The organism is Shimazuella alba, from assembly GCF_009831235.1.
GTDB classification, from domain to species: Bacteria; Bacillota; Bacilli; order Thermoactinomycetales; family Thermoactinomycetaceae; genus Shimazuella; species Shimazuella alba.
The window spans coordinates 77,117-103,732 of the sequence record NZ_WUUL01000012.1 but is presented as its reverse complement, the minus strand read 5'-3'; the positions used below and the strand labels follow the sequence as shown (position 1 = coordinate 103,732).

At 37.5% G+C, this 26,616-nt stretch carries 19 protein-coding genes and 3 pseudogenes; 13 read left to right on the top strand and 9 right to left on the bottom strand.

Annotated features, from left to right (window positions below; all coding sequences use genetic code 11):
* Positions 1 to 122 precede the first annotated feature (122 nt).
* The 4 genes from GSM42_RS16180 to GSM42_RS16165 all read left to right on the top strand — a co-directional run bounded on the left by GSM42_RS16180 (position 123) and on the right by GSM42_RS16165 (position 5,811).
* The gene (locus tag GSM42_RS16180; RefSeq protein WP_160802570.1) at positions 123 to 1,115 is read left to right on the top strand and encodes an NAD(P)/FAD-dependent oxidoreductase; all 993 of its coding nucleotides are present in this window, start codon (positions 123 to 125) and stop codon (positions 1,113 to 1,115) included.
* Between the two features lie 1,293 nt (positions 1,116 to 2,408).
* A complete protein-coding gene (locus GSM42_RS16175) occupies positions 2,409 to 3,473 on the top strand; it encodes a DUF2268 domain-containing putative Zn-dependent protease (RefSeq protein WP_237446673.1) in 1,065 nt (354 codons plus the stop codon).
* Positions 3,460 to 4,005 carry a DUF5946 family protein gene (locus GSM42_RS16170; protein WP_160802568.1) on the top strand — a complete coding sequence of 182 codons (546 nt, stop codon included), beginning with the start codon at positions 3,460 to 3,462 and terminating at the stop codon, positions 4,003 to 4,005. The genes GSM42_RS16175 and GSM42_RS16170 overlap by 14 nt, the downstream gene beginning before the upstream one ends.
* A gap of 951 nt (positions 4,006 to 4,956) precedes the next feature.
* Complete coding sequence (locus tag GSM42_RS16165) at positions 4,957 to 5,811, top strand: VOC family protein (RefSeq protein ID WP_160802567.1); 855 nt, start codon at positions 4,957 to 4,959, stop codon at positions 5,809 to 5,811.
* Between the two features lie 753 nt (positions 5,812 to 6,564).
* On the opposite strand, the gene GSM42_RS21060 is transcribed toward GSM42_RS16165, so the two are convergent.
* Together GSM42_RS21060 and GSM42_RS16155 are read right to left on the bottom strand one after the other, a co-directional pair.
* The gene (locus GSM42_RS21060) at positions 6,565 to 8,295 is read right to left on the bottom strand and encodes a glycine betaine ABC transporter substrate-binding protein (RefSeq protein ID WP_160802606.1); all 1,731 of its coding nucleotides are present in this window, start codon (positions 8,293 to 8,295) and stop codon (positions 6,565 to 6,567) included.
* Between the two features lie 6 nt (positions 8,296 to 8,301).
* Positions 8,302 to 9,507: a quaternary amine ABC transporter ATP-binding protein gene (locus GSM42_RS16155; protein WP_160802566.1), complete on the bottom strand. Its 1,206-nt coding sequence runs from the start codon at positions 9,505 to 9,507 to the stop codon at positions 8,302 to 8,304.
* Positions 9,508 to 10,107: 600 nt separating this feature from the next.
* Here GSM42_RS16155 and GSM42_RS16150 point away from each other — a divergent pair.
* Positions 10,108 to 10,263, top strand: coding sequence for a hypothetical protein (locus GSM42_RS16150; RefSeq protein ID WP_160802565.1), 156 nt, complete (start codon positions 10,108 to 10,110; stop codon positions 10,261 to 10,263).
* A 561-nt stretch (positions 10,264 to 10,824) separates the two neighbouring features.
* Here the strand turns inward: GSM42_RS16150 and GSM42_RS16145 are convergent.
* From GSM42_RS16145 to GSM42_RS16125, 5 genes are all read right to left on the bottom strand, one after another.
* Positions 10,825 to 12,120 carry an Nramp family divalent metal transporter gene (locus GSM42_RS16145; RefSeq protein WP_160802564.1) on the bottom strand — a complete coding sequence of 432 codons (1,296 nt, stop codon included), beginning with the start codon at positions 12,118 to 12,120 and terminating at the stop codon, positions 10,825 to 10,827.
* A 72-nt stretch (positions 12,121 to 12,192) separates the two neighbouring features.
* Positions 12,193 to 13,647 (bottom strand): alpha-ketoglutaric semialdehyde dehydrogenase GucD, encoded by a 1,455-nt coding sequence (gene gucD, locus GSM42_RS16140; protein WP_160802563.1) that lies wholly within the window; start codon positions 13,645 to 13,647, stop codon positions 12,193 to 12,195.
* Positions 13,648 to 13,659: 12 nt separating this feature from the next.
* The gene (locus GSM42_RS16135; protein ID WP_338055322.1) at positions 13,660 to 14,715 is read right to left on the bottom strand and encodes an Ldh family oxidoreductase; all 1,056 of its coding nucleotides are present in this window, start codon (positions 14,713 to 14,715) and stop codon (positions 13,660 to 13,662) included.
* A 14-nt stretch (positions 14,716 to 14,729) separates the two neighbouring features.
* Positions 14,730 to 15,647, bottom strand: a complete 918-nt coding sequence (kdgD, locus tag GSM42_RS16130; protein ID WP_237446667.1) for a 5-dehydro-4-deoxyglucarate dehydratase — start codon at positions 15,645 to 15,647, stop codon at positions 14,730 to 14,732.
* Positions 15,644 to 16,345: a FadR/GntR family transcriptional regulator gene (locus GSM42_RS16125; RefSeq protein WP_160802562.1), complete on the bottom strand. Its 702-nt coding sequence runs from the start codon at positions 16,343 to 16,345 to the stop codon at positions 15,644 to 15,646. The genes kdgD and GSM42_RS16125 overlap by 4 nt, the downstream gene beginning before the upstream one ends.
* A 482-nt stretch (positions 16,346 to 16,827) precedes the next feature.
* Between GSM42_RS16125 and GSM42_RS16120 the strand changes: the two genes are divergently transcribed.
* Positions 16,828 to 17,376 (top strand): GNAT family N-acetyltransferase, encoded by a 549-nt coding sequence (locus GSM42_RS16120; RefSeq protein ID WP_160802561.1) that lies wholly within the window; start codon positions 16,828 to 16,830, stop codon positions 17,374 to 17,376.
* Between the two features lie 249 nt (positions 17,377 to 17,625).
* Positions 17,626 to 18,132: a GNAT family N-acetyltransferase gene (locus GSM42_RS16115; protein ID WP_160802560.1), complete on the top strand. Its 507-nt coding sequence runs from the start codon at positions 17,626 to 17,628 to the stop codon at positions 18,130 to 18,132.
* Between the two features lie 83 nt (positions 18,133 to 18,215).
* Here the strand turns inward: GSM42_RS16115 and GSM42_RS16110 are convergent.
* Positions 18,216 to 19,259 (bottom strand): annotated as a pseudogene (locus GSM42_RS16110) (IS3 family transposase).
* A gap of 422 nt (positions 19,260 to 19,681) precedes the next feature.
* Between GSM42_RS16110 and GSM42_RS16105 the strand changes: the two are divergent.
* The 4 genes and pseudogenes from GSM42_RS16105 (at position 19,682) to GSM42_RS16090 (ending at position 23,955) form a co-directional block, all read left to right on the top strand.
* Positions 19,682 to 20,560: a metal-dependent hydrolase gene (locus GSM42_RS16105; protein WP_160802559.1), complete on the top strand. Its 879-nt coding sequence runs from the start codon at positions 19,682 to 19,684 to the stop codon at positions 20,558 to 20,560.
* A 272-nt stretch (positions 20,561 to 20,832) separates the two neighbouring features.
* Positions 20,833 to 21,234 carry an Rrf2 family transcriptional regulator gene (locus tag GSM42_RS16100; protein ID WP_160802558.1) on the top strand — a complete coding sequence of 134 codons (402 nt, stop codon included), beginning with the start codon at positions 20,833 to 20,835 and terminating at the stop codon, positions 21,232 to 21,234.
* Between the two features lie 86 nt (positions 21,235 to 21,320).
* The gene (locus GSM42_RS16095) at positions 21,321 to 22,226 is read left to right on the top strand and encodes an NAD(P)/FAD-dependent oxidoreductase (RefSeq protein ID WP_160802557.1); all 906 of its coding nucleotides are present in this window, start codon (positions 21,321 to 21,323) and stop codon (positions 22,224 to 22,226) included.
* 611 nt (positions 22,227 to 22,837) lie between these two features.
* Positions 22,838 to 23,955: pseudogene (locus GSM42_RS16090) on the top strand (IS3 family transposase).
* A gap of 73 nt (positions 23,956 to 24,028) precedes the next feature.
* Here GSM42_RS16090 and GSM42_RS16085 read toward each other — a convergent pair.
* On the bottom strand, positions 24,029 to 24,349 hold the full coding sequence (locus GSM42_RS16085) for a winged helix-turn-helix transcriptional regulator (protein ID WP_160802556.1): 321 nt from the start codon (positions 24,347 to 24,349) through the stop codon (positions 24,029 to 24,031).
* A 225-nt stretch (positions 24,350 to 24,574) separates the two neighbouring features.
* On the opposite strand from GSM42_RS16085, the gene GSM42_RS16080 reads away from it, so the two are divergent.
* Both GSM42_RS16080 and GSM42_RS21435 read left to right on the top strand, forming a co-directional pair.
* Positions 24,575 to 25,447, top strand: coding sequence for an SDR family oxidoreductase (locus GSM42_RS16080; protein ID WP_160802555.1), 873 nt, complete (start codon positions 24,575 to 24,577; stop codon positions 25,445 to 25,447).
* A gap of 727 nt (positions 25,448 to 26,174) precedes the next feature.
* Positions 26,175 to 26,303 (top strand): annotated as a pseudogene (locus GSM42_RS21435) (hypothetical protein); the annotation flags it as partial.
* Positions 26,304 to 26,616 lie beyond the last annotated feature (313 nt).

Below are 26,616 nucleotides of genomic sequence, written 5' to 3'. Positions count from 1 at the left end.
GTGGAGCTTTATTGCATACTAGTGGTACCTGTCCTTTTTTATATTTTTTATTTTAAAAATGTAAAAACAGATGGATATTAAGTTATAAATATAAAGAAAATACAGGATAGAGGTGAGTGATATTGACACATCAAAGGGATATCTATGATATTACAATTATAGGCGGCGGTCCTACTGGGTTGTTTACTGCTTTTTATGCAGGGATAAGACAAGCTAAAGTGAAAATCATTGAAAGTCTTCCTCAATTGGGTGGGCAATTAACAGCACTTTATCCGGAAAAATATATTTATGATGTGGCTGGCTTTCCAAAGATTCGATCGCAAGAGTTAGTCGATAATTTAAAAATACAAATGCAGCAATTCGAACCGACATTATGCTTAGAAGAATCTGTAGAACAACTGGAAAAACAAGCTGATGATAGCTTTAAACTAACAACCAATCGTGACATTCACTATTCAAAAACGATTATCATAACAGCTGGTAATGGAGCGTTTCAGCCTCGAAAGCTAGAACTAGATGGAGCAGCAAAATTTGAGCATGTTAATCTCCATTACTTCGTAAAAGATATGAATCGGTTTACAGGTAAAAAAGTGGCTGTTTTGGGAGGGGGAGATTCAGCTATCGATTGGGCTCTGATGTTAGAGCCTATTGCTGAAAAAGTGGTAGTCATTCATCGCCGCGATAAATTTAGAGCTCAAGAACACAGTATAGAGAACTTGATGAAATCTTCTATAGAGGTAAGAACCCCATATGTTCCAGTAGAATTAAAAGGGAATGATTCAATTAGTCGAATTGTCATTAAACAAACGAAAGAGGAGCAAAAAGAAAGTATTGATGTGGACGATGTAATTGTAAATTATGGTTTTGTATCATCTTTAGGTCCAATGAAGGATTGGGGTCTTATGATCGAAAAGAATGCAATTGTCGTAAATTCCAAACAGGAAACCAATCTACCGGGAGTTTATGCAGCAGGGGACGTTTGTACTTATGATGGAAAAGTAAAGCTTATTGTTACAGGTTTTGGAGAAGGTCCTACGGCTGTAAACAATGCAAAAGCCTATATGGATCCAAAAGCAAAAGTTCAGCCTATGCACAGTACATCTCTCTTTTCTTAATCAACTAACATTTTTTCAAATTGCAGAAACACGTTTATTTATAGTTTTTGAGTGAGAAAATCCACGGTTTTAATCGTGGGATGATAGGAAGCGTTAGACAAAGGAGGATTTTACCTCCTGAAAGTCTGACAATATTTTTCGAAATACCTTTGCGAATGAGTGTTCTGTCAATGGGTACCTAGTTACTTGTTGAAACAAGATAGTATATAGGGTTGTGCAAACTAATCATTTTGCACGTAAAATGCGATATGTATGGAAACGGCTAGCCAGATTGTGAAAACCAACTTGTTTGTCTATTTTACTGTAGCAACAAAGAACCATATTTAACCGTGGGGACATGGGGTTAGTTTGGTAAGGAAGTAGTCATTAGACTATCGTCCCAAGAATCCCCAGCTTTAGTTGTGTGGATTGTCAAATCAGTGTCCTTTTTATTCTTTTGACAGGTTAAGTCAGATGAAACAATTGGTATGTTGAAATAATCGGATTCCAGTAGGTAAAGGGCTTATAGCCCCTGTTGCCCAACGCCAATTTTACCTTGAGCAATAATTTGCTCCAACCTAGATTTTTGAAGATTTTATTAATATCTGCATCTTCCTATTGGACGAAAAAATTCCAGAAACAAATCCAGCAATTAATAAAACAAAACTAGTTAGGATAATTAGTCATCGCTTGTGCAGGACCCCTCTCCTTTCATCTTGTAATAGTAGACAAACCACAATAATTGCACTCATTTTAAATGTAAAGATTTCATTTAACATTTGGAAAATATATAGCATGAAAACAACGAGCAACTTGTCTTACAGAAAAGCCAAATTTACTTCTATATTTCGTGTGTTTTTTGGAACTTTTTATCTAATTAAGATCAAATACCATTTCAACATTTATTGACCTTCACGTAACGTTAACCTTTATAGTATAAAAAAAGGTGATTGTGATCTATATCACTGATCATTTGGAGCGGGGACAGGCATAACAAAAAGAACAATTTCTTATTATCATAATTTGGGTCTTCTCTCGCTTGATAAAGGGTGAAAAGATGTCGAGGTATGAATATTTAATGGTTGTTCTAAAATTTTCCATTATGAAGATGGCGAATAAACGATTAAAGGACATATAAAGCAAATTTTGGTGCAACTTTCCTTTCGTTAATTAAAAAAAGATCTTGAATATAGGAATGATCATAGAATTTGCTTTTAAGATTGGAGCAATATAGTGAAGAAAAAATGAACAATTATGCTCCTCTCTATTGGAATATTTTAAAATTATATTAAAGAGGAAGACTATATCGTGAAAATGATGATTTACAATACACTTCCTGTACTAGAACGATACTTTACAGAGTCGATCAAACCGAAAGAACTTTTACTCCAATACTTGGAGTGGGCTCAAAGCGAAAAAGGGAGCATTTCCCTTTTAAAAGAAATGAAAGAAATAGATGGATATCAAGACTTTGATATCTTGTCTATTGTTAGAAGTGATGGAATTGATATACTGGAAGGTCAACAACAATATGGTTTATTCAATCCAACGAGGAACAAAGAAGCAACAAAATGGTGTTTCAATGAATCAGAACGATTGCAACTTACAAAACAAATTGGGAATATGCTGGAGAATATGTCAAAAGTATTTCCTTCGTCCCTTTTGCCAGAGAAACTTGTTGTAGTTATTCTTCCAGCGGATTGCGCCAATGGACAATTAATGATGTTAGGATCGGGATTAAGTTGTTATGGACGTACTCCAGGCTATTTATACTTACGGATTTGGCCCACGATTGGCAATATGGAACGTCTTGGAATGGTTATAGCGAGAAGTTTTATCCATGGAATTCGCAGAAGGATACGAAAATCCGAAACCGCCATCACACTTGGTGAAGCAATTATTATGGAAGGGTTAGCAGCATCTTTTGTGCAAGATATGTTTCCAGATGTGGAGCATCCTGAGTTAGCTGCTTTTATTCCCCCGAATGATTGGGGAGAAGCATTGTCAAGAATTGCTAGATATTACGGAAAAAAGAGGTATGACGACATCATGTTTAACATTTATGGAACTCTAATTCGCGCTGGTGACATGTGTTTGCCAGAAGTTGTTCCTCTATCAAATGAGGAAATCGACTTCGTGAAAGAGTTAGTTATTTCCCGAGTCAATCGTTCAGAAGCTAATCTGGTGGCTGCACATCTTTACGGTGATCTGCTTGTCTCAGCACAAGGGTATCCAACGTATGGGATTCCGCATTTAGCCGGATTTGGAGTAGGTTTTCAGATTGTGAGACGATATTTGAAATCCAGAGGTATTGAATTAGCATCAGCAATATCTCACACTTGGCAGAATATAATGGGGTGTGAGAATGAAGAGGAATAAGGATTTAAATCTTCCAGATACTGAAGCATGTGTCGGATGTGGTGTCCATTTTCCTCCTTTTAATGGCCCGGTTCATCCTTATATGATTTCATCACCGGGATGTTGGAATGCATACGGGGAAATTTTACAGCGGTTCTATGAAAGTAGTCTGGCATCATCCGATGTCCACCGCATCTGTGTCGACGCATACGCGATTCAACATCCAGGTATACCATCTCCTCGGGCGATCCAATCTGTCACGGGTCATCTTATCAACTTATGTTTGATTTTCGAGTACAGGATTAACAAATTGGAATGGAGAAGGGGGATGATACAGACAGTGACTCATTTTTCCGATCAGTTCAATTGGCTGGAACCTCCCATACAAAACGGATTAATTACAGTGGCAGATCTTATTCCCCAAACCGATATCTATGAATTGCAACAACTCTCTGTAAAATGGGCTAGGTCAATCTGGGATTCTTGGCATGTACACCATTCCGTAATCCACAAATGGGCTAATAAGATAAAGGAACATTTAAATTTGTATTGAGAGGAAATCAATATTTTCCCATTTCTAAAGTCTTTATTCATGTCAAATTGTCGTGTTGAAATCTCATGGGGAGAGTAAGAAATCTCGAACTGATTTTTATCAGACAAGGTCGTTCGATTGCTACAGGATTACCTAAAGCAAGAAAGATCCAAGTATCGATTGACAGAGATCATGGTTCTGACTGTTCAGGCTGTTATTCAAGCAGTTTAGCTTTCCCTCGTCTACAGCGTTTCATAAAAGATGACCGGAAGTAGCAAATGAATGCATTCATAGTAATGAAAGCATTCAAGTTACACCAGCAGGATATAACTTGTCGCGTACAAGACAATCTATGCATTTCCAGATGACCTTTTTCTTGATGAAAATTCAAGTCTGAAATTTTTAGATAAACTTCTTTAAACAAGGAAAGCAAGCAATAGTATCATGAATAATGAAAAAACTCCCTAACCTCAACACGGGAGTTTTTTCATTAACCAAGAAAAAGTGATTTTTTTAGATGGCAGGCAAAAGCTCGTTTTTTTAAAAGGGAAAGAATTAAGGTGTAGGCTTATTGAAACTGATAGATAGAGAATGTCTTCTTATTGCTATATTATCATCTGCGATATCTTGCACTTTCATCCAGGATACTTTTCCCTATATGTGAAGTATACTTTGTAGCGAAGTTATCAAATAGAGAGGAGATTTTTGGATCTAGAACTGACAGTGAAGCATTGATAGAAAATGATGTGAGTTAGAAAAGAATTATTGCCGGTTTTTCATATGATAAGAAAACAAGAGAATAACAAAAAATTAAATAGACCTGTAATGGTATACCATATGGACAAAATACTTATTGAATACGCAATAGAATTGTCACGATGGCAATAATTACAACAAAAACAAGAAACTAAAACTGATTAGCAAATAAGTTTATTTAGATAGCAAGTTTATTCAAAAACAGGAGTGAGAAAAATGATATTTCATTGTAAACCTAATACATTTGTAGGGCATGTGAAAGTAAAAGTAGAAAACTTAGAGCGGTCTCTTGCATTTTATCAAGAGGTTATCGGTTTTAAAATTTTAGAGCAGTCAAAGAAATCTGTTACGTTAACAACAGATGGTAAAACAAGCATGTTATCAATTGAACAACCAGAAAACATAATACCAAAACGATCACGTACAACAGGCTTATATCATTTTGCTCTTTTAGTACCTACCCGTGCGGATCTAGGCAAAATATTGAAACACTTTATTCAAATAGGATATCCCTTACAAGGAGCATCCGATCATCTCGTAAGTGAAGCACTTTATTTAGCTGATCCTGATGGGAATGGAATTGAAATATATAGTGACCGTGATCCATCCACATGGGTTTGGAATAATGATGAAGTGGAAATGGCAACATTGCCATTAGATGCAGAAAGCCTTCTTAAGGAGGGACAAGCAGATGAGTGGAATGGTTTACCAGCTGGTACTGTCATGGGACATATCCATCTGCATGTCTCAGAACTAGAAAAGACAGAACAATTTTATATAAAAGGTCTTGGTTTTAAAGTAGTTTTTCGATATGGAAACCAAGCACTTTTCATTTCTACAGGGAACTACCATCATCATATAGGTCTAAATACATGGAATGGTGTAGGGGCACCTAAACCACCAAGTAACAGTGTCGGTCTAGAGTCATTTCATTTAATCCTCCCAAATGAAGAAAAACGAAATAATACGGTTAACCAGTTAAAGAGTATTGGTGCATCAGTTACTGAAGAAAATGGTTCGTTTGTCACCATAGATCCTTCTGGAAATCGTATTTACTTAAAAACTACATGACATAAAAGAGCGTAATCTTTTAGGTGTGCTTTTTTGGTGTGATGAATGTAATTTGAGCATTCTTGATACTAAATATAGAGTTATATGAGGCTGTTGCATAAATAAATTAGAAAACTAGATAAATTGTTTGATGTATGTGTTTTCCCGTCTGTTGTTGAAAACACAAAGGAAGCTCCATCATCTTCGCTTTTGATACGAATAATGCAACAGGCTCATATACGAAATGATTTGTTCTTTTATCTGGTATAAAATAACAAATGAATGGTATATTTTATGATAGATTACTCGGATAGTGGGCAAAGTCCGCTATTTTTGTTTTTTCTCATTTTATATCAGATGAATAGTAATACGGAGTATGTGAACGATTCGAGGAATGATAGATCACATACCCGAGATTGATTTGATAATAGTGTGACGAATGATGGGGAGGTACATCATTTCACCAGCCGTTGTTGAGGTTTATTTTTTTATGTTTTACTCTCCATTGAATATGAAACAGGAGAAGAGAAAAGATCGGAAACCAACGAAACAGTTCCAACGCTTTTCTCATACTTTTTAAACAGCGAGGGTACATATTTCCTTTTGGCGAATGCCGGAGCAAATCGAAAGAAAGAATTTTTTCCTTTATTTGCTTCGTTAAATCTGATTTTCTCTGATATTATTGCCAGCTTGATAAAGAAACAAAAATACGATAAACAAGAAAAAGAATGCTGCACAAAAGGAGTACTTTTCTCCTTGAGTGATATTTTTTGTTTACTTATTTTCCAAATCGCTGATAGAATTAATCGGCATATATTCTGGAACAACAAGTCCTAATTTTGTACCTTTTAAGTTAGGGCCAAGGTCCACGAGTTGATTCTTATATGTGTTGAGATAATCTTTATGGGTGGTAGGGAACCATGCAGCTACCATCGCATCTGCACTTCCATTAGCTACCCCTGCAAACATCGGTCCTGCTTCCACTTGTTTCAATGTCACATTGTAACCCTGATTTTTCAACACAGAACCAATCACGTTTGTACTGGCAATTTCAGACTCCCATGCAACATAAACCAAACTAACTTTTTGCCCATTTCCTTTTTGGACCCCTTGTGTCCATTTCTTAACGATATCTGGATGATGCACTACCCATTTTTTAGCAGCTTCCTCAGGTTTCGCTCCATTTTGAATATCGACCATTACCTCTTCCATATCCGTAGGATTCCAATAAAATGAATCAAGGATTTTGTATGCATTTGGATTATCTTCTTTGAATCCCTTCCTTACAATGGTATGAATGGATTCGCTTTTTCCGAATGATTCCTTAGGGTCTTTTAAATACTTTAGCTTATATTTTGCAAACATCCAGTGAGGAGTCCACCCTGTTACAATAATTGGTTGTTTTTGCTCATACGCTTTTTGTAACTCAGCAGTCATTGCTGCAGAGGACCCTTCTTTCAATTTCCAATCTTTTAAGTTATAATCCTTCATTGCTTTTGCCGTTGCTGTCATGAGGCCTGCTCCAGGATCGATCCCTGTAATTTCATACTGAACTTGTTCTCCTACATTGTTTGGAGAGATTTTTTCAGTTGTATTTCCACCAAAAGAAGTAACAAGATACGGAATAACCAAGAGCGCTGCAAATAATCCATATACGTACTTTTTAGAAATTGTTTTCCCGTATACAGGTTTCCGTAAGTTTTGCGAAATACGATCTAAGATAATGGCAATGATTACAATGGATAAACCAGCCTCAAAACCAGCGCCTACCTTAATTTGTGAGACTGCCCGATACACTTCTGCACCTAAGCCAGGAGCACCTACTAGTGAGGCAATCACAACCATCGATAACGCCAACATAATGCTCTGGTTTATTCCTGCTAAAATCGTCGGTGCCGCTAGTGGGAGCTGTACCTTAAAAAGTCTTTGCCATGTGGTCGAACCAAACGCATTGGATGCTTCGATTAATTCCGTTGGTACTTCTCGAATCCCCAAGATTGTCAGCCGAATGGTAGGTGGTACAGCGAAAATGACAGATGCTAAGATTCCAGGAACTACCCCAATGCCAAAGAAGAGAATTGCTGGAATAAGGTATACAAAAGCTGGCATCGTTTGCATAAAATCTAGGATAGGGGTAATGATTTGTTTCACTTTATCGTTTTGTGAAGCCCATATACCAAGTGGGATTCCTATAATAACCGTAAGCGCAACGGATGCTAACACCAATGCTAGTGTGTTGATCGTTGCGTCCCAAAGTCCGAGGTTATCAACTAACAACAACCCCAGTAATGAAAACAGCCCCATTGTCCACCGGCTTGTGTACCATGCTAGTATGGTAATCAATAAAATAAGGACAAGTGATGGAGCCATTCCTAAAACCTTTACAAGGTTATCTAAGAGGGTTTCAATAATTTGAGTTAACGAACTAAAAAAGGTTTGAAAGTGTATTGTAATCCAATGTACAAAGGAATCAACCCAATCAGCTAATGGTATTTCTGGCAGCAAATCCACTTAGTTAACCTCCTTTGCATTCAAATTCTCTTTATTACCTGCAAGAGCTCCAATAACAGCCCCACGGATAATTACACCTTTTAATCTCTTCTCTGCATCCACAACAGCAACTGGAAGCACGGATGTTGCCAGAGCATCGATAACATGGATAAGTAATGTATCTTCTGAAACAGTAACGATCTCTTTTTGCATAGCTTCTTCGACCGTTTTATTTTCCTTTATGGCATTGGAAGCATCATCAGCGGTAATCACACCTAATAGTTTTTGTTTTCGATCCACAACAAAAATGCTTGAATACCCTTGATCCCTCATAATTTGCAGAGCTGCTCTAGGGCCACGATCCGACATAATTCTTTCCGCTCGTTTTTGCACATGAGATGCCATCAAGACTTTTGAGAGGTCCACGTCCTCAATAAAACGTTCCACATATTCATTTGCAGGATTTATCATGATTTCTTCCGGCGAGCCAATTTGAATGATGCTACCGTCTTTCATAAGCGCAATTCTGTCACCGATTCGCAAAGCCTCATCAAGATCATGGGTAATGAAAATGATCGTTTTTTTCATTGTTTCTTGTAATTCCAGTAGTTCATCTTGCATATCTTTCCGAATTAAAGGATCCAATGCACTAAAAGCCTCGTCCATTAATAAGATATCTGTGTCACTTGCAAGCGCTCTTGCAAGCCCAACCCTTTGCTGCATACCGCCACTTAACTGGGAAGGATATTGATTCTCATATCCCTCTAAACCTACAATTTCTAACGATTGTTGCGCTCTTTTTTTTCTTTCTTCAGGTCGAATGTTTTGTATTTCGAGACCATATTCTGCATTTTCAAGAACGGTCTTATGAGGGAACAAGGCGAAATTTTGAAAGACCATACTGATTTTTTTCCGACGCACATCCCTTAGTTGTTGTGTATTCATTTTCACAATGTCTTCATCATCTATAAAAATCTGGCCTCCAGTCGGCTCAATTAGCCGGTTTAGCATACGGATTAATGTTGATTTTCCACTACCTGAAAGCCCCATCACTACGAAAATTTCCCCAGGGTAAATTTCGAAGCTAGCATTATTTACTCCAATCGTCGCTCCTGTATACTTTAAAATTTCCGATTTTGAATAACCTTTCTGAAGCAATTTTATGGCGTTCTTTGGAGATTTACCGAATATCTTCGTTACATTTTTCACTGTGACTTTGGATTTCATTAACTCACCTCACGCTTTTTTTACAGGGGCAATAGTTGAAACCGCATTGTTTGCTTTAAACATGTCGGCAACCGTATTTTGATCCAATGAAGGAATGACTATACGATTTGAACTTTTTTAGTTGCTTCACAAAAGTAAAAAACGAGAATCTGACATACCAATACTTCTGTTTTTAAAAAGAATTGCTATTGGCACAATGACTTATGAGAGATCGATCCACTAAAAATAGCTATAAGGAAACATAATTGATTGACATAGGTGTTTGTTTGAACCCACATTATTACTTTGTGGTCCATCGCATTAATCCTGTCACTGGGCGATTCAAAGCCGCATAACGAATATAAGCATCTGTAACAGAGGATGTTGTCTAAAGACTTTGAAGTAAAGATATTGAAGTCTTAGACAAAGATAAAACAAAAAATGAAGTAGCTTTACTGATCGCATGGGATTAAATGCGACGACTGGATTTATCCAATGGAAATTGGATAAATCCAGTCGGTCATTATACTGAAGGATTCTCTCTCAGGAGCTATGCTTCTTGCTCCTCTTCCATTCTCTCTTATACTTCCATCCTCTCCAAAAATAAGGGTGGGGGTTCCAATGAGAGTAATAGCGTGGTGGACCAATTTCGGTCAGGTACTTGATGAGAAATACTGCGGTGTAGAGGCCGAGAATGAACTGATGACGCATCCTACAACCAGCAGCCAAACCGGAATGGACATAGAAACTCCAATCGTAGATCAACCTACGATATGACTTAATCGTAACATAATCCCTACTATTTTTTGAAATAACCCTGTTATCATGTAATATTCTATTATATTTAAACTGCTAAACGAACAGGTCACCAAAACGAAGTCGTCTGATCTATCAATTGCTATGGCATTTAGTTTAGATTAAAAGCGAGAGGAAACCTTAGTTTTCTGAACGTAGTGAAAAAGAAGAACCGAAAGAATGGTAAGCGCAAGCATTGCTTTTCGGACATGAACGTATACAAGGAAATAAATGTGCAAAAAAATCTAAATAATAATATTAAAAATATTAAAATATAAATAGGAAATGGTTATAGCGAGGAGTAGAGGAACAGTCTAAATATCCATGTTATTTATTGTGAATTTTTACATCTAGCTATTCATAAAAGCAGAAAAGATACCTGTTGTTATAGAGATTCAACACGCCTAAACTACCTGTTTCCTTAGTATAGGAGACAGGTAGTTTTCATTTCTCTTGGATGATGTCTATTACATTAGATTTAAGTCTTCATCCCAAACGACTAAGATAGGTGCCTATTATTTATCTCGTATTTAATGGAGCGGTTTAAAAGAAATTCATCGCTAACTGAACCGCAGACCAAAGAGCTAGGATAACAGACAGCACCAAAAGTATATTTTCTACTAAGTTGTTTCGATGATCTCCTAGTAAGCTCTTCTTATTAGATAATATCAACAGACCAATCGCGATAACAGGAAATCCAACGATATTCAAGGCATTGACTCCCACAACTAAGCTAATAAACCCAGGCATACCAGGGATAGACCAGATGAGAGGGGTGATAAGCATGAACAACATAAACCATTTGTACATGGGATCATTCTCAAATTTGGTGCCATATTTCTGTCTGCGATCTTTTCGGATGATGTGAAGTGTATCTGTAATTAATTTTGGAAAACCAGTTGTTTTTCCGATGATACTAGCAAATAAGGTACAAAATACACCGAAATAGAAGATTAACCATCCAATGAATCCGAAGTTGAGTTGCAGTGCTTTACCTAAATCATCTATGGTTTCTACTTTGATACCATTTGGTTTTAGTATTTCTGCTCCAACTACCCAAATAGCCAAATTGATAACGATTGCAACAGAGATGGCGAATAATAAATCGTTGCGTTGCAGTTTTTTATGTTCTGGTTTCACCCAGCCTTTTTCCTTCATGAAGTAAGGATGAACAAAGTTAGCAATGGAACCAGCTACTGCGCCGATGATCGAGACAGCCACTAGAAGTGCACCATGGACTCCTGTATCACTGGGAATACTAAATCCAATTGTGCCTTTTACAATCTGACCGATATCTGGTCCAGCTTGAAATGCTAATACAAAAAATGCGAGTGTCATTAAAGCTAGGAGTACTTTCATGATATTCTCAATGGTAAGATAGATACTTTTTCCTAACAAAAATAGTGCTACTCCGACTACAATAATGGAACAAATAAATGGTTGATTAATGTGCAAAATAGTTGATAAAACCTCTCCTGCACCTTTGATCATATAAGCGTTAAACAGATGACCCATGATAAGAGCGTAGGCAAATAAGAAATAAGTAAAGAAAGGATGCAGACGGCCGTAGCCCTCCATAATTGTTAAACCTTCTTTGTTCATTAACTGAAAGCGTGCAATGATATTCACAATAAGGAAACGTAATAAAAGTGATAATGCTAGAATCCACATTAAACTATATCCATAGTCAGAACCAGCGACTGATGATGTTACAAGATCCCCGGCACCGAGCCAAGCAAGAACAGCAATAATTCCAGGGCCATATGATTTTAAGGTTTGTTTGATCTTAGTGATAGAGTGGGCAGCTTGTTTTTGTTCCACAGTTGTTTCAGTCTTCATAATATTCCTCCTGATGTGGGATATCTATGCTGTATGCGCTTTCAACATATGGCGAAGTTGGTTTCCCAACTTCTATGTGATAGGGGTGATGGTAATCGTTTTGATCGAGGTGAAGAACTCCACTGCTGCTTGGCCTTGTTCTCTAGAATGAGAACTGGAACTTTTCATTCCACCAAATGGCGCTTGTAGTTCAACTCCTGCACTTTCACCATTCACCTTAATTAAACCAGCTTCCATTTGCTGTGTGAATTGAAGTGTTTTCGCTAGATCACGAGTAAATAAGGAAGCGCTCAAACCATATGAACTGTCATTAGCGACTTGTATGGCATCTTCCAATGAATCCACTTTTATGAGACAGAGAACCGGTCCGAAAATTTCTTCTTGTGCGATGCTCATATCATTGGTTACATCTTCAAAAAGTGTTGGTTCAATAAAATATCCTTGATCGAACTGATCGCCTGTAAGTATTTTTCCACCGTAGAGCAGAGTAGCTCCTTCGGAAATTCCTTTCTCAATCATGTTCAGTACATTTTTTTGTTGTTTGCTGGATACAACTGGACCCATATAAGTATCTTCATCCAGCCCATTGCCCACTTGGATTTGCTTCACTTTTTCTAGAATTTTTTCTTTTACTTGCTTGTAAACAGATGCCTCTATGATCACCCGACTTGTGGCAGTGCATTTTTGACCTGTATGTTTCATGGCACCGCTAACTACTAAAGTTGCTGCGTGATCCAAATCAGCATCTGCCAAAACAATCGCTGGGTTTTTTCCACCCATCTCTAGTTGGTATTTACATCCACGGGATAAGGCTTCCATGGCGATTCCTTTTCCTACGCCATTAGAGCCTGTAAAGGTGATTCCGTTAACAGATGGATTTTGAACCATTTCAGGTCCGATTTCGGCACCTTTTCCTGTTACAATATTGATTACTCCTGCTGGAAGACCTGCATCATGGAATGCTTGAACGAGCTTGATTCCTGTGATAGAAGTTTCCTCCGCAGGTTTAAAGACAACGGTATTGCCGAAAACTAATGCAGGAGCGATTTTCCAGATCGGAATAGCAATCGGAAAGTTCCATGGAGTGATCACACTTACAACACCAAGAGGAACTCTTGTCGTATAGAGTAAGTTCTTTTCTTCGGAAGATGGGATCACATCTCCAGTTTTTCTCCAGCCTTCTTGTGCATAATATTTTAATATAGCGATGGCTCTGCCCATTTCTCCTGTTGTTTCTACTAATGTTTTACCCATCTCTTGTGTAGCGGTGGTAGCAATATCTACTATTCTTTCTTCTAGAATACGTGCAGTTTTTTCTAGATAGGCACCACGAGCGATAGGAGAAAGTTGTCCCCAAGTGGAATTTGCTTGTTTGGCAGCTTGTACAGCTGAAGATACATCATTTTGGTCTGATTTTTGAACAAACCCTACAGGTTCATTCCAATTAGCTGGATTTGTAATGGAGATCGTTTGTCCGCTATGGGAATCTACCCATGTACCATTGATATAGTTTTGGTATGTTGTCATCTAAGTTACCTCCTAATTAATCAGCTCTTTATATAAGTGTGCCACCTGATTTTTTGCTGCTAAATGTTTTAACTCAAGAAGAATCTCTTCCGGAATCGGTACCCCAGCTTTGCGATTTTCCATGTATTTTTTCTGTTCCAAATCACCTGGCATATAGACTTGTTCACGTCCTGGGGCTGGTTTGCTATTTCGTGTTTCCTTTTCTTTTTGAGAAATGCGGTCCGTAAATTCGTCTAATGGCATCATAGTGGAGATATCCATCGCTACAAATAAATGACCGATTTGTTGGGGAAGAGCATCGTCATAGAAACGAGGAATATGACTGCCAAATAATGCTCCGGACATAACACCAGATAAAATATCAATCATGATTGCTAGCCCAGAACCTTTATGTCCACCCATAGGTAATAAACTACCAGCTAATGCATCACTAGGATCTGTTGTAGGCAGTCCTTGTGCGTCTACTGCCCATCCTTTTGGAATCGATTCCCCTTTTTTATGTGCGAGCGTAATTTTCCCTCTTGCTTGATGACTGGTAGACATATCTAGTGAGATAGGATTTCCAGATGAAGAAGGGACAGAGATGGCAATCGGATTGGTACCTAAAGTAGATTCAGATGATCCATAAGCTACCATAACAGGTGAGGTATTGGTCATAGCGATGCCAACCATTCCAGCATTTGCTATTTTAGAAGCCCAATACCCACACCGCCCATTGTGATTGGAATTACGAACGGAAATCCATGCGCTGCCGTAGTTTCTAGCTTTCTCAATTGCTAGATCAACAGCTCGCTGAGAGGCGACCTGCCCCCAGCCATTGTTGGCATCAAGTACTGCTGTTGTAAATGTATCTCGCACGGTGGTGATGGTTGTGGTTTTCTCGATCAAATTCTCATCTAATCGTTTCAAATAATCACTCAGCTTGGATATACCATGAGAGGGGCATCCAGATAATTCAGCGTGTACCAAAGATTCAGCAATGATAGCACTTTCATTTTTCGATACCCCTGCTCGAGTTAAAATTTGTTTTACTAGGTTTTCTAATAGACCTGAATCAATTCTTTTCACTATTATTCGCCTCTTTATGTTGGAGGGAATCGGTCCATGGTATGGGTTAATATAGCCGCTAGTTCTTGATAATGCTCTTTTTCTACTGGTATTAACGGGGCTCGAACCGATTCTCCTACAGGTAATCCCATTATTTCCATGCCTGATTTGATTAGAGATACTGCATATCCTGCTCGTTTTTTCCGTACTCGGTTAATCGGCAAGAGCACTTCTTGATAGAGTGTTGTAATGGTCTTCCGATCGTCTTGTTGGATAGCTTGATAAAACAGTTTGGATATGTGAGGTATATAGTTGGAAATAGCGGATGAATAAGATTGAAATCCAAGACTATGATAGATAGGCTGTGTGATCTCTGCAAAAGGTAGACCATTCATCCAGACTAATTCATTTCCGATTTCTTGTTTTAATTCGGTGATCTGCTCCATGATACCACGCCCATCTTTAAAGCCGACCACTTGTGGGATCTGAGCCAATTTTTTAAGTGTTTCGGTCTGAAAGACGACAGAATCCCGTTGGTAGATAATTGCTTGGAGATCAGTACTTTCTGCGATTAACTTGTAATATTGATAAAGCCCTTCTTGCTCACCATGAACGAGATAAGGCGGAAGAATGAGATAGCCATCAACGCCTAAATTTTGAGATAGTTGCGCTAAGTCTAAAGCTTGCTCCAGTTGTCCACCCACACCAGAAAAGACAGGAACTTTCATATCGGTAATAGAAAGTGCAATCTCAATCATTTGCTGGTATTCAGAACGTGTTAATGATTGATATTCACCAGAACCGCAAGCAATAAAAAGGGAGGAAACTTCAGCATCAAGTAAAAAGTTAAGATTCGCAGCAAATGCATTTTCGTCTAATTTTCCATTTTGGGCAAAAGGTGCAACAGGGAAACCAAGTATCCCTGACGGCAAAGTTGTATGTCTATCACTCAATTTAGACGATCTCCTTCGAATAAAATTTTTTGACGTACGAAATCTAGGTGTTGATACATAGCAGCGAAAGCAGCATGGGGATCACGTTTTTGGAGAGCTGAAAATATTGCTTCATGATGTTCAATTGTCGTTTTTGGATGGCGAATTTGAATTTCTGCACTCATCTTGTCAAAAGCAATCAAGAGAGAATCTATCATTCCTGCTACAACATTATTGTTAACGGTAAGTGCAATAATTTGATGAAATTCTCTGTCGTAGGATGGATAGGAATCATCAGCAGTTTTCATTTTGTCTATATTTTCACGAAGAAGTTCCAATTGTTGATCTGTGATCTTTTCTGCCGCTAATGTGACAAGCCCCAATTCAAGAGACATACGAGCTTCAATTATTTCTTTGATTCTGCCTATTGATAGAGCTAGCATGACTGAAAAAGGTTCGCTGCTGATTTTTTCCGAAAAGAAGGTACCTTCTCTTGTTTTTCGTTTGATCACACCTAATGATTCAAGAGAACTCAATGCCTCCCGTAGTACAGGGCGGCTAACTTCCAATTTTTCCAATAATTCCATTTCCGTTGGTAATTTATCTCCAGGCTTTAATTGACCACTTACCAGTAGTTGAATCACTTGTTCTTCTACTTGTTTGGACAGCGTTTTGCGACTTAGTGATTTTACTACCACCTCTCTTTGATCATTGTGCATCTCCATTCGTCCTCCATATTCTTGTTTTATGATTTAATTGTATTACAAATAAACAATATGATCAATAACAAATAAATGAGAAATTTTATATAACCAATCAGCTGTTTTTTAAAAGTAAAATAGACAGGAAAGCAAGGTGAGTTTCTAGTTTTTTCATGACCAAGATCAAAATAAGTGGTATGGAGGAGTTGGTCAAGTGTCGATCATTGTCCTAAGCTCCTAAGAGGGAATATTGCCTACACACAGTTAAAATATAAATAACAAGACCAACCTTGATACACGAAATAGTAGAATCAGAGTCGGTCGTTGCAACATATGTGAAAATATTTATATTATTTCCACAATATCTGGTAAATTTCTTTCAAACCACAAACCATCCAGGCCATGGTTTCCTTTTTGATGTCAAGTTCAATTTGAGGTAAGTAAAGGATAAACGGATCAGGTTTGGAGTAATTCTTTATCGGAAAGGATTTGATAGGCATATGTTTTCTATCCTTGTGAGTTCAGAAGTAGAACTACGATTAATGCAACAGAAGAATAGCCATGAGATTTTCCAACTCGTTGATCGTTCTCGACCTTATTTAGGAAAGTTCCTTCCTTGGGTCAAATATATGAAGTCATTAGAAGATTACAAAGAGGTCATTCAACAATGGTTACTTCAGTTGGCAGAGAACAAAGGATTTCAAAGCGGTATTTACTATAAAGAAGAATTGGTTGGAATGATTGGTATTCATCCGATTGATTGGGCTGCAAAGATGACTGCGATTGGATATTGGCTTGCAGAGGAACATCAGGGAAAGGGAATTATAACGGATTGCTGCCAAAAAGTAATGCAAATTTGTTTTGAAGAATATGAGTTGAACCGTTTGGAAATTCGATGTGATCCAGCAAATAAGAGAAGCAGAGCAATACCCAAAAGATTGGGATTTATTCAAGAAGGCGTGTTGAGAGAAGCAATGAACCAAAATGGACAGTATCGTGATTCGGTCGTATACGGGATTTTAAAATCTGAGTATAAGGAATCTTTATGAGCAATGGAAAGATCCAGTTAGAGCATGGGTTCTACGGAGTCTGTAAAATTCCTAGCATCACAAACATGTATGGGATAATGTTTAAAAGTGTTTCTTTGTGTAACTGGATTGTTCAACATTAAACTAGACAACTTTTTAAGGGCTATGTTTATTGGTTTTAGCATTAAACGCTTTCATCCATAAAGAATTTGTTTTTTATAGTTTCGCTCAGGATATTAAACCGCAAACATAGAATTGGTGGTAATGGTTATGAATATTACAATTGAAAAATTACACGAAACAGATGCTGAAAAATTATTTGAATTTGAACTTGAAAACAGAGTTTTTTTCGAGGAATTGGTGCCATGCCGTGGTGATGAATACTATGTCTTTGAGAACTTTAAAAAGAGACATAAAGCCTTACTAGATGAACAAGCTGAAGGATTATCCTATTTTTTTCTGATTAAGAATAATAATGGTTCGATTCTTGGAAGGATCAACATAATTGATATAGATAACTCTCAAAAACTAGGTCATGTAGGTTATAGGGTAGGTAAAGCATATACTAGGAAGGGTATTGCTTCCAAAGCTTTAAAGATGTTAATTGAAACTATGAATAATCAAGGTTTAAAACAAATTTTAGCCAAAACAACCATTAATAACATAGCATCTCAAAAAGTTCTGGAGAAAATCGGATTTAAGCAGATAGCAATAAATGATGAAGAATTTGAAAAAGGACAAATCGTAAAGTTTATTTCTTATACATATTGTATTTAAAAATGTTGTGATTCAGTTTATGGATTGTTAACACGAAACTGGAGCGCTTTTTTAAAAAACGACTACTTATATTCAGCTGGACCTCACATACCATATCCCAATGTTCCGTGAATACGGAATTTATGGAACCCATTTGCATAGTCACGATATTCAATCATAAGTTGTTTTAGACTGTCAAAAGTCATTTGATATACAAACTCTGTTTTAATGATCATAAAAGTAGCTTCTCCAACTGGGTTGTCATATGTACACGCTTTCATACTGAGTGACCTGCTAATGTGAGAAGTAGCTAGCGTTTCATCTAGGAGTTGGTTGGTAAACTCCCCACCTCGATCCGTTTGAAACATTTGAATCTCCCGTAAATCACCCCGAACGGATGCAAATGCCCGTGCAATTAGTTCTTTACTCTTCTGTGAACCTGTGCTATACCCAATAATCGCACGATTAAAAGATCAATCAGGACACAAATATAGTATCATTTGTGAGCTCGAACATAGGTTAATCACTGACGACCACCTTTTTCGCTTCTTCTTGCTTGAACTGGCGGTTAAATATTTAAACCTGACTTTGGTATAGCATGAGATAAGCACTTGCTCCTTCATGGTTCGACTAATTCGTCGTCTGGATACGAAGAACCCACACTTTTATATCTCTACTTGATCATCCGTGTTCCACAAGCTTTTCGATTTTTTGAAAAAATCTCAAGGATGGTGCGGCTTACATCATCCTCGGTTTTTCGTTCTTTGGTTTCATAGTATTACATACTTCGAAGGATTTGTAGGACTATGCACATTGCTTATACCGAGTAATTGTCTATGTTTTGTTTGATGAGCTACTATCGTCCTATGTTCACGCTGCCTGCTTTAGTATGTCGTTCTCCATTCGTAATTGTTTGTCTTCTTTTCATAGCTGAATGAGTTTTTGTTATTCAGGAAAGCGATTATCTTTTTTTTTGAAAGAACCAGAGTTTTTCTCTTGTTTTGATCCATTTGTCGAGAGCAGAGTTAAATCATATTCCTCTATGAGCGCTTGATTTGTTTTCCATTTTGGGAGAGCTGCACCATTTGCTTTTTGACTTCTGCCGCAAATGTCCGACATTTACTCTGTTTTATATTGGATTCTCCCATTTAGTTTAGTCAAGTGTAGTGACCTTTTCTGTACAGATAAGTGTAGACGACTCAAACCAACTGAATGGATAAAGGATATTTTAATGGTAAAACCATTCTCAAATAAAATTCGTATAAAACAACTGACTAGATTCCTATAAGAGTACAACCAACAAATTGAGCTTTTCATTTACTGTGATTTAAAATATGCTTTATTTATAGAAAAAAGAGTTCATTAAAAAGAATATAATATAAATTAGAGGTGAAAACGAGTTTTTGATGAGCTGTGGGGAAAGACACAAGATCCTTATTCTGTATCTTATGTATATGGTGAACAAATATCTGTATAGATACAAACGAGGGAGAAGGATGAAGAAGTAAAATGATAGATTGCTGAACACCTCAGTTGTTTTGCTATTATATAATAGGAAGCTGATGAAGAAATGGATTCTATTACACATACTTTGTTTGGAGTCGGAATTTATAAGAGTATCAATAAAGATAAGATGAGCAAGAAAGAGAAATTTGCTTTACTCTTTACTGCTATAGGAGCCAGTCAAATTCCTGATATTGATGTCATCTCCCAGCTTTGGGATACAATGGGGCAATATCAGATGTGGCATAGGGGAATTACACACTCCGTTTTTCTTATTCCTATATGGGCATTGTTATTTTATCTGATACATCGATTTATTTTTCGGATAAAGGGGATGCAATCATTTTTTGTTGCTCTCATTTCCGTATTTATACATGATACCAGTGATCTATTCAATTCTTGGGGAACGGGCTATTTGGAACCATTTTCGTCCGTTCGGATAACTTTTGGGACCATTCCTATCGTTGATTTCATTATCTGGCTTATCTTTTTATTGTCGTTTATTGCAAGCAAAATTTATCCAAAAGTAAAGCCATATTCTATCTTTCGGATTGGCTGGGCTTTGGTAGTCTTACATATAGTTGTTCAATCGATACAAGGTTATTTGATGTACGAACAATATAAAAAAACTTATCAAGAAGTTGCGTTATCCGCAAGCTTTATTCCTTGGCATTATACGATTGTGGGGAAAAACGACCATGCCGTAGATATTATTAATGATTCTCTAATAACAGAAGCTGATATGGTGGAGAGACTTCAATCTAGTAGCGAAAAGGACCTTCATACATTATTTGCTATGAATCCTCGAGCCAAAACATTATATAAATGGGCCCCTTTTGTTGTTGTTGTAGATGACGATAAAAGAATAGGAATCTACGATCCAAGATTTTACCGTAATGGCGAATCATTTTTGTTTGAATACATTGATAAGAGTACACTTAAATAGTTTCTACAGTTGTCCTGGTCCTTGAATAAGACCATAAGCATATATTTGTTTAGAGTCGTCATTGGACGACTTTTTTATTTGTAGTTTCAGCATGGCCAAAGTAATTTAAAGAATAAATTATTTGATGTGTTTCTGCAGTCCGATAGGAAGGATAGATAAATATAGGTTAGAGGCGGCCTACAAATGAAAAGTAGGTTGGGAATACTTGACGATGTCCATATATAAAAGCTATTATAGGCATGTGAAGTCTTTGATAGAGTAGGTGATTTAAGTTGAAGTATTCAAAGGCTACTGACTATGCCCTTCACACTATGCTCTTTCTGACAGCAGCCACACCAAATCAACCGATTGGTGTGCAGAAGCTCGCGGAGAGGTTAGGTGTTTCTGCTACCTATCTGTCCAAAATATTAACCAAGCTAGTCAAAGCTGGAATGATTGAATCAGCGTCAGGAGCTCGAGGTGGATATAGGTTAAAGCGGAATTGGGAAAATATCTCTTTCCTTGATATTATTCACACCATTGAAGGAAAGGCCTCTTTGTTCGATTGTAGCTTGGATCATGGATCAGAATGTGCGATTCAGCAGGTGGTATTATTGGCAGAAGAAAAGATGGAAGACCATTTGAGAAATCAGACATTAGCTGAGTTAGCAAAAAAAGTGGAGGTAGATGTGTAAAATTATTTTTTTAAATGAATCATAGACATAATATGCCTTTGAAGTCTTTTATTTTGAAAAGTTACTTTTGTGTAGGAGGGGAAGAAATGAAAGTGTTTGATTGTGTTGTGATAGGTGGAGGTCCTGCTGGGTTAAGTGCGAGTTTGACTTTAGGTAGAGCTAGGAGAGAAATTGCATTATTTGATGATGGAACCAATAGGAATAAAGTCACGAATCAATCGCATGGATTTATTACTCGGGATGGGATAAAACCTCAAGAATTTAAAGATATAGGATTGCGAGAATTAGAAAATTATCCATCTATATCTTTTTTTCAAACAAAAGTTCTTGAAATAATTAGAGACAGGGAGAAAAAATTTATTGTTAAAACAACCAATGGGCGAAAATATGTGACAGAAAAGATATTATTAGCTACTGGTATTCAAGAAGTATTTTTTATTCCAAGTATTAGAAAGTATTACGGAAAAAGCATTTTTAATTGCCCCTATTGCGATGGTTGGGAACTAAGGGAAAAGCCATTAATTATATTTGCAGAAAAAGAAGACCAAATATTGCACATGACTAAGTTAGTTTATAATTGGTCGAAGGATTTAGTTGTCTCAACAAATGGAGTTGAAATATCGAAAGAAGGTGTACAAGAGTTACAAAAACGTAACATCAAAATAAAATCAGAGCCGATAAAAAATTTAGTTGGTGATGGTGGTTATCTGCAAAAAATTGAATTTGTCTCAGGGGAAACAATCCTAAGATCAGGTGGGTTTGTTATTCCATCTTCTTTTTATCGTCCAAATCAGTTTGCAGAAAAACTGGGATGTGAAGTGGAAGAAAACGGGGCAGTGGTAACAGATGGTTTCGGCAGAACAACACAAAAAAACATTTATATTGCTGGAGAAACGGAAAAATCTGCTCCTTCTTCATTAATGATATCTGCTGCTGATGGTAGTAAAGCTGCAATTTCTGTAAATACTGATTTAACGATGGAACGTTTTTAACGAAAGTATGATGATATTTTCTTGTTTAAGTGTCTGAATTTTGTTGATACAGATATTTATTATCATTGCCAATAGTGTAGATACAAATGCACCAAGTTAAATGGGGTTTAAAAAACGATCCAGTTAATTGGATCGTTTTTCATTTTATATATAAGATTAGTAGACTGGATCACATGGTTAAGGCAAAGATCAAATTGGTGAGAGGTGAGATTGCTCCTGTACACGAAAGTATACAATAAGCAATCCCACCACCCCTAACGAAGAGGGGCTCCGCTATTAGATGAAACGGCGCCAGATAGTACACGCATCTCACGGACAGACTCGTGAGCTCGATCTCGTCGCCGTTCGCGACTCGCTCTGCACTTTCGAGCACCTGACGAACGAGGATGATGTCGTTCATGTCATCCATGTCAAGCTTCTGGCAGAGTTCAGAGGTGTCCATGTGAGTCGCTTCGAACAACTGATCCAAAGGAAGAGCCATCAATATAAGAAGCTTGAAATGCCTCTTGCCCTGCTGCCTCGCTTTGATCACTTTGGATCGTCTACACTTATCTGGACAGAAAAAATAAGGTCACATACACTTGACCTAAACCAGATGAGGAGAGTCCAATATGAAACAGAGTAAACGCCGGACATTCACAGCAGAATTCAAAAAGCAAATGGTATAACTTTACCAAAATGGAAAAGAAATACAAGAAATCGTAGAGGAATACGATCTAACTCCATCTGCTCGCGACAATGGATCAAACAAGAGGAAACCTCTGGTTCTTTCAAAGAAAAAGACAAGCGTTCTCCTGAAGAACAAAAACTCATCCAACTTCGAAAAGAAGTCAAACAGTTACGTATGGAGAACGACATACTAAAGCAAGCAGCGCTGATCATAGGACGAAAGTAGTTGTCATCAAGCAAAACACGGACAAATACTAGGTATCAGCAATGTGTAGAGTCCTACAAATTCCTCGAAGCACATATTACTATGAAGCCAAAGAACGCAAATCCGAGGATGACGTAACCGGCGACATTCTTGAGATTTTTCATAAAAATCGAAAAGCTTATGGGACATGTAAGATCAAGGTGGAGTTACATAAACGTGGAATCATCGTGTCCAGAAGACGAATTGGTCGGATCATGAAGGATCAAGGGCTTGTTTCTTGCTACGCGAAAGCTCGGTTTAAACCACAAAAAACACTAAGCAATGAATCCAAACAAACCAATAAATTGAATCGTCAGTTCCATCAAGAGGAAGCGAAAAAACTGGTCGTAAGTGATCTAACCTACGTTAGAGTCCAAAATAAATGGCATTACATTTGTGTGCTGGTAGATCTCTTTAATCGGGAGATTAGTGGATTTAGCACTGGTTCTCAGAAGAATAAAGAGTTGGTTGCAAGGGCTTTTGCATCTGTTCGAGGGGATTTACGCGAGATTCATGTTCCATATGGATCGAGGTGGTGAGTTTGCTAACCAATTGTTAGATGAAACATTAGACATCTTCCACATCAGCAGGTCACTGAGTATGAAAGGCTGTCCTTACGACAATGCTGTCGCGGAAGCCACTTTTAAAATCATTAAAACGGAATTTGTGTACCAAATGACTTTTGACAGTTTGGAAAAGCTTACAATTGAATTTCGTGATTACATTAACTGGTTCAACAAGTTACGTATTCACGGAACATTGGGATATCTAAGTTCTGAAGAATATAAGCAGTCGTTTTTTAAAAAAGCAGTCTAGTTCTCGTGCTGTTAGATTCCTTACTTAACTAGAAGTAGTAGTCCCACATAGGCGTGCGCTGGTTTAGCACACATCAGCAAAAACTGCTGTCTATGTGGGAACTGACCTCGTCACTCTGTGAAATCCAAAATATCCACCTCCCGTCATGGAAGATACCTTCTACTTCTAAACAACCAATTTGGTCTTTTTCTAATTCTCTCAATTGAGTTGTTAATATTCCTTTTGAAATTCCAGGTACCAGCCGTTGAAGTTCGCTAAACCGTCTTGTTTGTTTACTTAAATGCCAAAGAATAATGATTTTCCATTTTCCTGCAATTACATTTTGAGTTACAGTGACTGGGCATACCTCTTTTTGTTCCTCAGGCACTTCACCCTGAAAAGAAACTCGAGCCATGTTAAGCGCCTCTCTTTCTTAATGGTTCTGTTTTTGTGACTATGTCATAAAAAGATAACTACTTTTATTATTAGGACTATGAATATATTATATGCCTATACTTGATAACTCAACAAATAAAACTTTATAGAAACAGACAATGATTACATGTTGGGTTAAGGGTATTGGTTACATTGCTGTATATCAAGAATCATTGTGACGAACATATAGTGGAGGAAATAAATTATGAAGATGTTAATTACAGGTGCAACAGGTAAATTAGGATCGGCAGTAGTAGAGATACTATTAAAGACTGTACCACCGGGTCAACTAGCTGTAAGTGTACGCAATCCAGAAAAAGCGGAAGGATTACGTTCTCGTGGAGTGGAAATTCGCCAAGGAGATTTTGATCATCCTGACACATTAGATACTACATTTGTCGGTATTGACCGTTTATTAATTATTTCTACGGATACTGGCAACACCGAAGAAAGAATTCGACAACATACAAATGCGGTAACTGCGGCAGAGCGTAATGGAGTTAATTTTATTGCTTATACTAGTGTAGTGAATGCAAGTGAAAGCAAGTTGTTCCTTGCTCCATCTCATCGAGCCACGGAGAAAGCGATCTTGAAAACAGGGATTCCTTACTCTTTTTTACGCAACAACTGGTACTTGGAGAATGAAATTTCAAATATTCAAGGTGTCCTAGCTGGAACTCCCTGGGTAACATCAGCAGGAAATGGACGAGTAGGTTGGGCACTACAACAAGATTATGCAGAAGCTGCGTCAGAGGTACTATCTGGAAAGGGACACGAAAATACAATCTATGAGCTCTCTGGCAAGTTATGGACTCAAGAAGAACTTGTATCTGCTCTTGGAGCTGTATTGGGTAAAGAAGTACCTGTGCAACAGGTTGATGACGCTACTTATGCAGATATAATGAAAGGTGCTGGCGTGCCAGATTTCCTTATTCCTATGCTTGTTAACATCCAGAAAGATATTCGAGAAGGTACATTAGAAGTGGAGAGCAATGATTTTGAAAAACTCCTCAGACGTCCAGTTACCCCAATCAATGAGGCGTTGAGTCAAATTGTGAATAATCTGAAAGAGGATTGATAGATCCCCTACAAATAACATAGAAACACATGAAAGAAGCTCATCATTACTTATGCTTGATGGGCTTCTTTCATGCATTCATCTACTTGATTTAGGTGCGTTGTGTTCATCCTTTTGTGTGTCAATCGACTTTTGAAATAGCTTCTATTCTCAAATTGGGTTGGAAATCCATCCAATCCTTTAACTCTTCCAGTATCTCTGTATAAGAGGGAACGGGATAAGAAAAATCTTCTCTTGTAGAAACGAGACTTTTATCTGATTTAATCTGATTATAAGGGTGAGTGATTAGGTTTTTCGTTCAAAGTACTTGTTGAATAAATCACCCTTGGAAGCGATGGCTTGTGGTACATCAGTTATGACCGCCGATTCAGGAGAAGTGCTTGACTTCTGTCAACATCTTCACAATGCTTATATCACTCCCCCAAAGCGATCGCCCAAGGCATCATCCAAGTTTTATCCAATCCATCACTCTCTGACCAGTTCATTCAAAATGGATTACATCAGGCTAGTCAGATGACCAAAAGACCCTTCGAAAAAGATATCGTAGAGGCATTAGAGCAAATCGTTGAACAAAGGAAGTGGGGAGTGTGGCGAGTTTACCAACCAACTGTTGGATGAAACATTAGCCACCTTTCACATTAGTAGGTCCCTCAGTAAGAAAGCATGTCCGTATGACACCACAGTTGCAGAAGCTACTTTTAAAATCATTAAAACGTAATTTGTATATCCAACGACTTTTGACAGTCTGGAACAGTTTACAATCGAATTTCGTGACTATGTGAACTGGTTCAATATTTCGTATTCACGGAACATTGGGATATGTGAGTCCAGAGGAGTACAAACAATCACATCTTAAAAAAGTTGTCTAGTTTGGTGTTGACAATCCACTTGGCAGTGATTTTCGTCATGGAGCAACTCCTTGAGCGCTCGGCTGTTGCTCAGATCTTGAGTGATCTGTGCCTTGAGAGAACTGAGGATACTGTCAAGTGACATGGTCATTTTATGCCTCTATCTCCTATATGGAGTGTCAGGGGGTTGATCTACGTACACTTATCTCATCATATATTCAACTTATTATCTTAATTTTCTTATGAATGATTTACTTGTGTAAAAGATAACTATTTCTTCCTTTTTTTGTACAGAAACTAATATCTAATCTATGGGTTGTG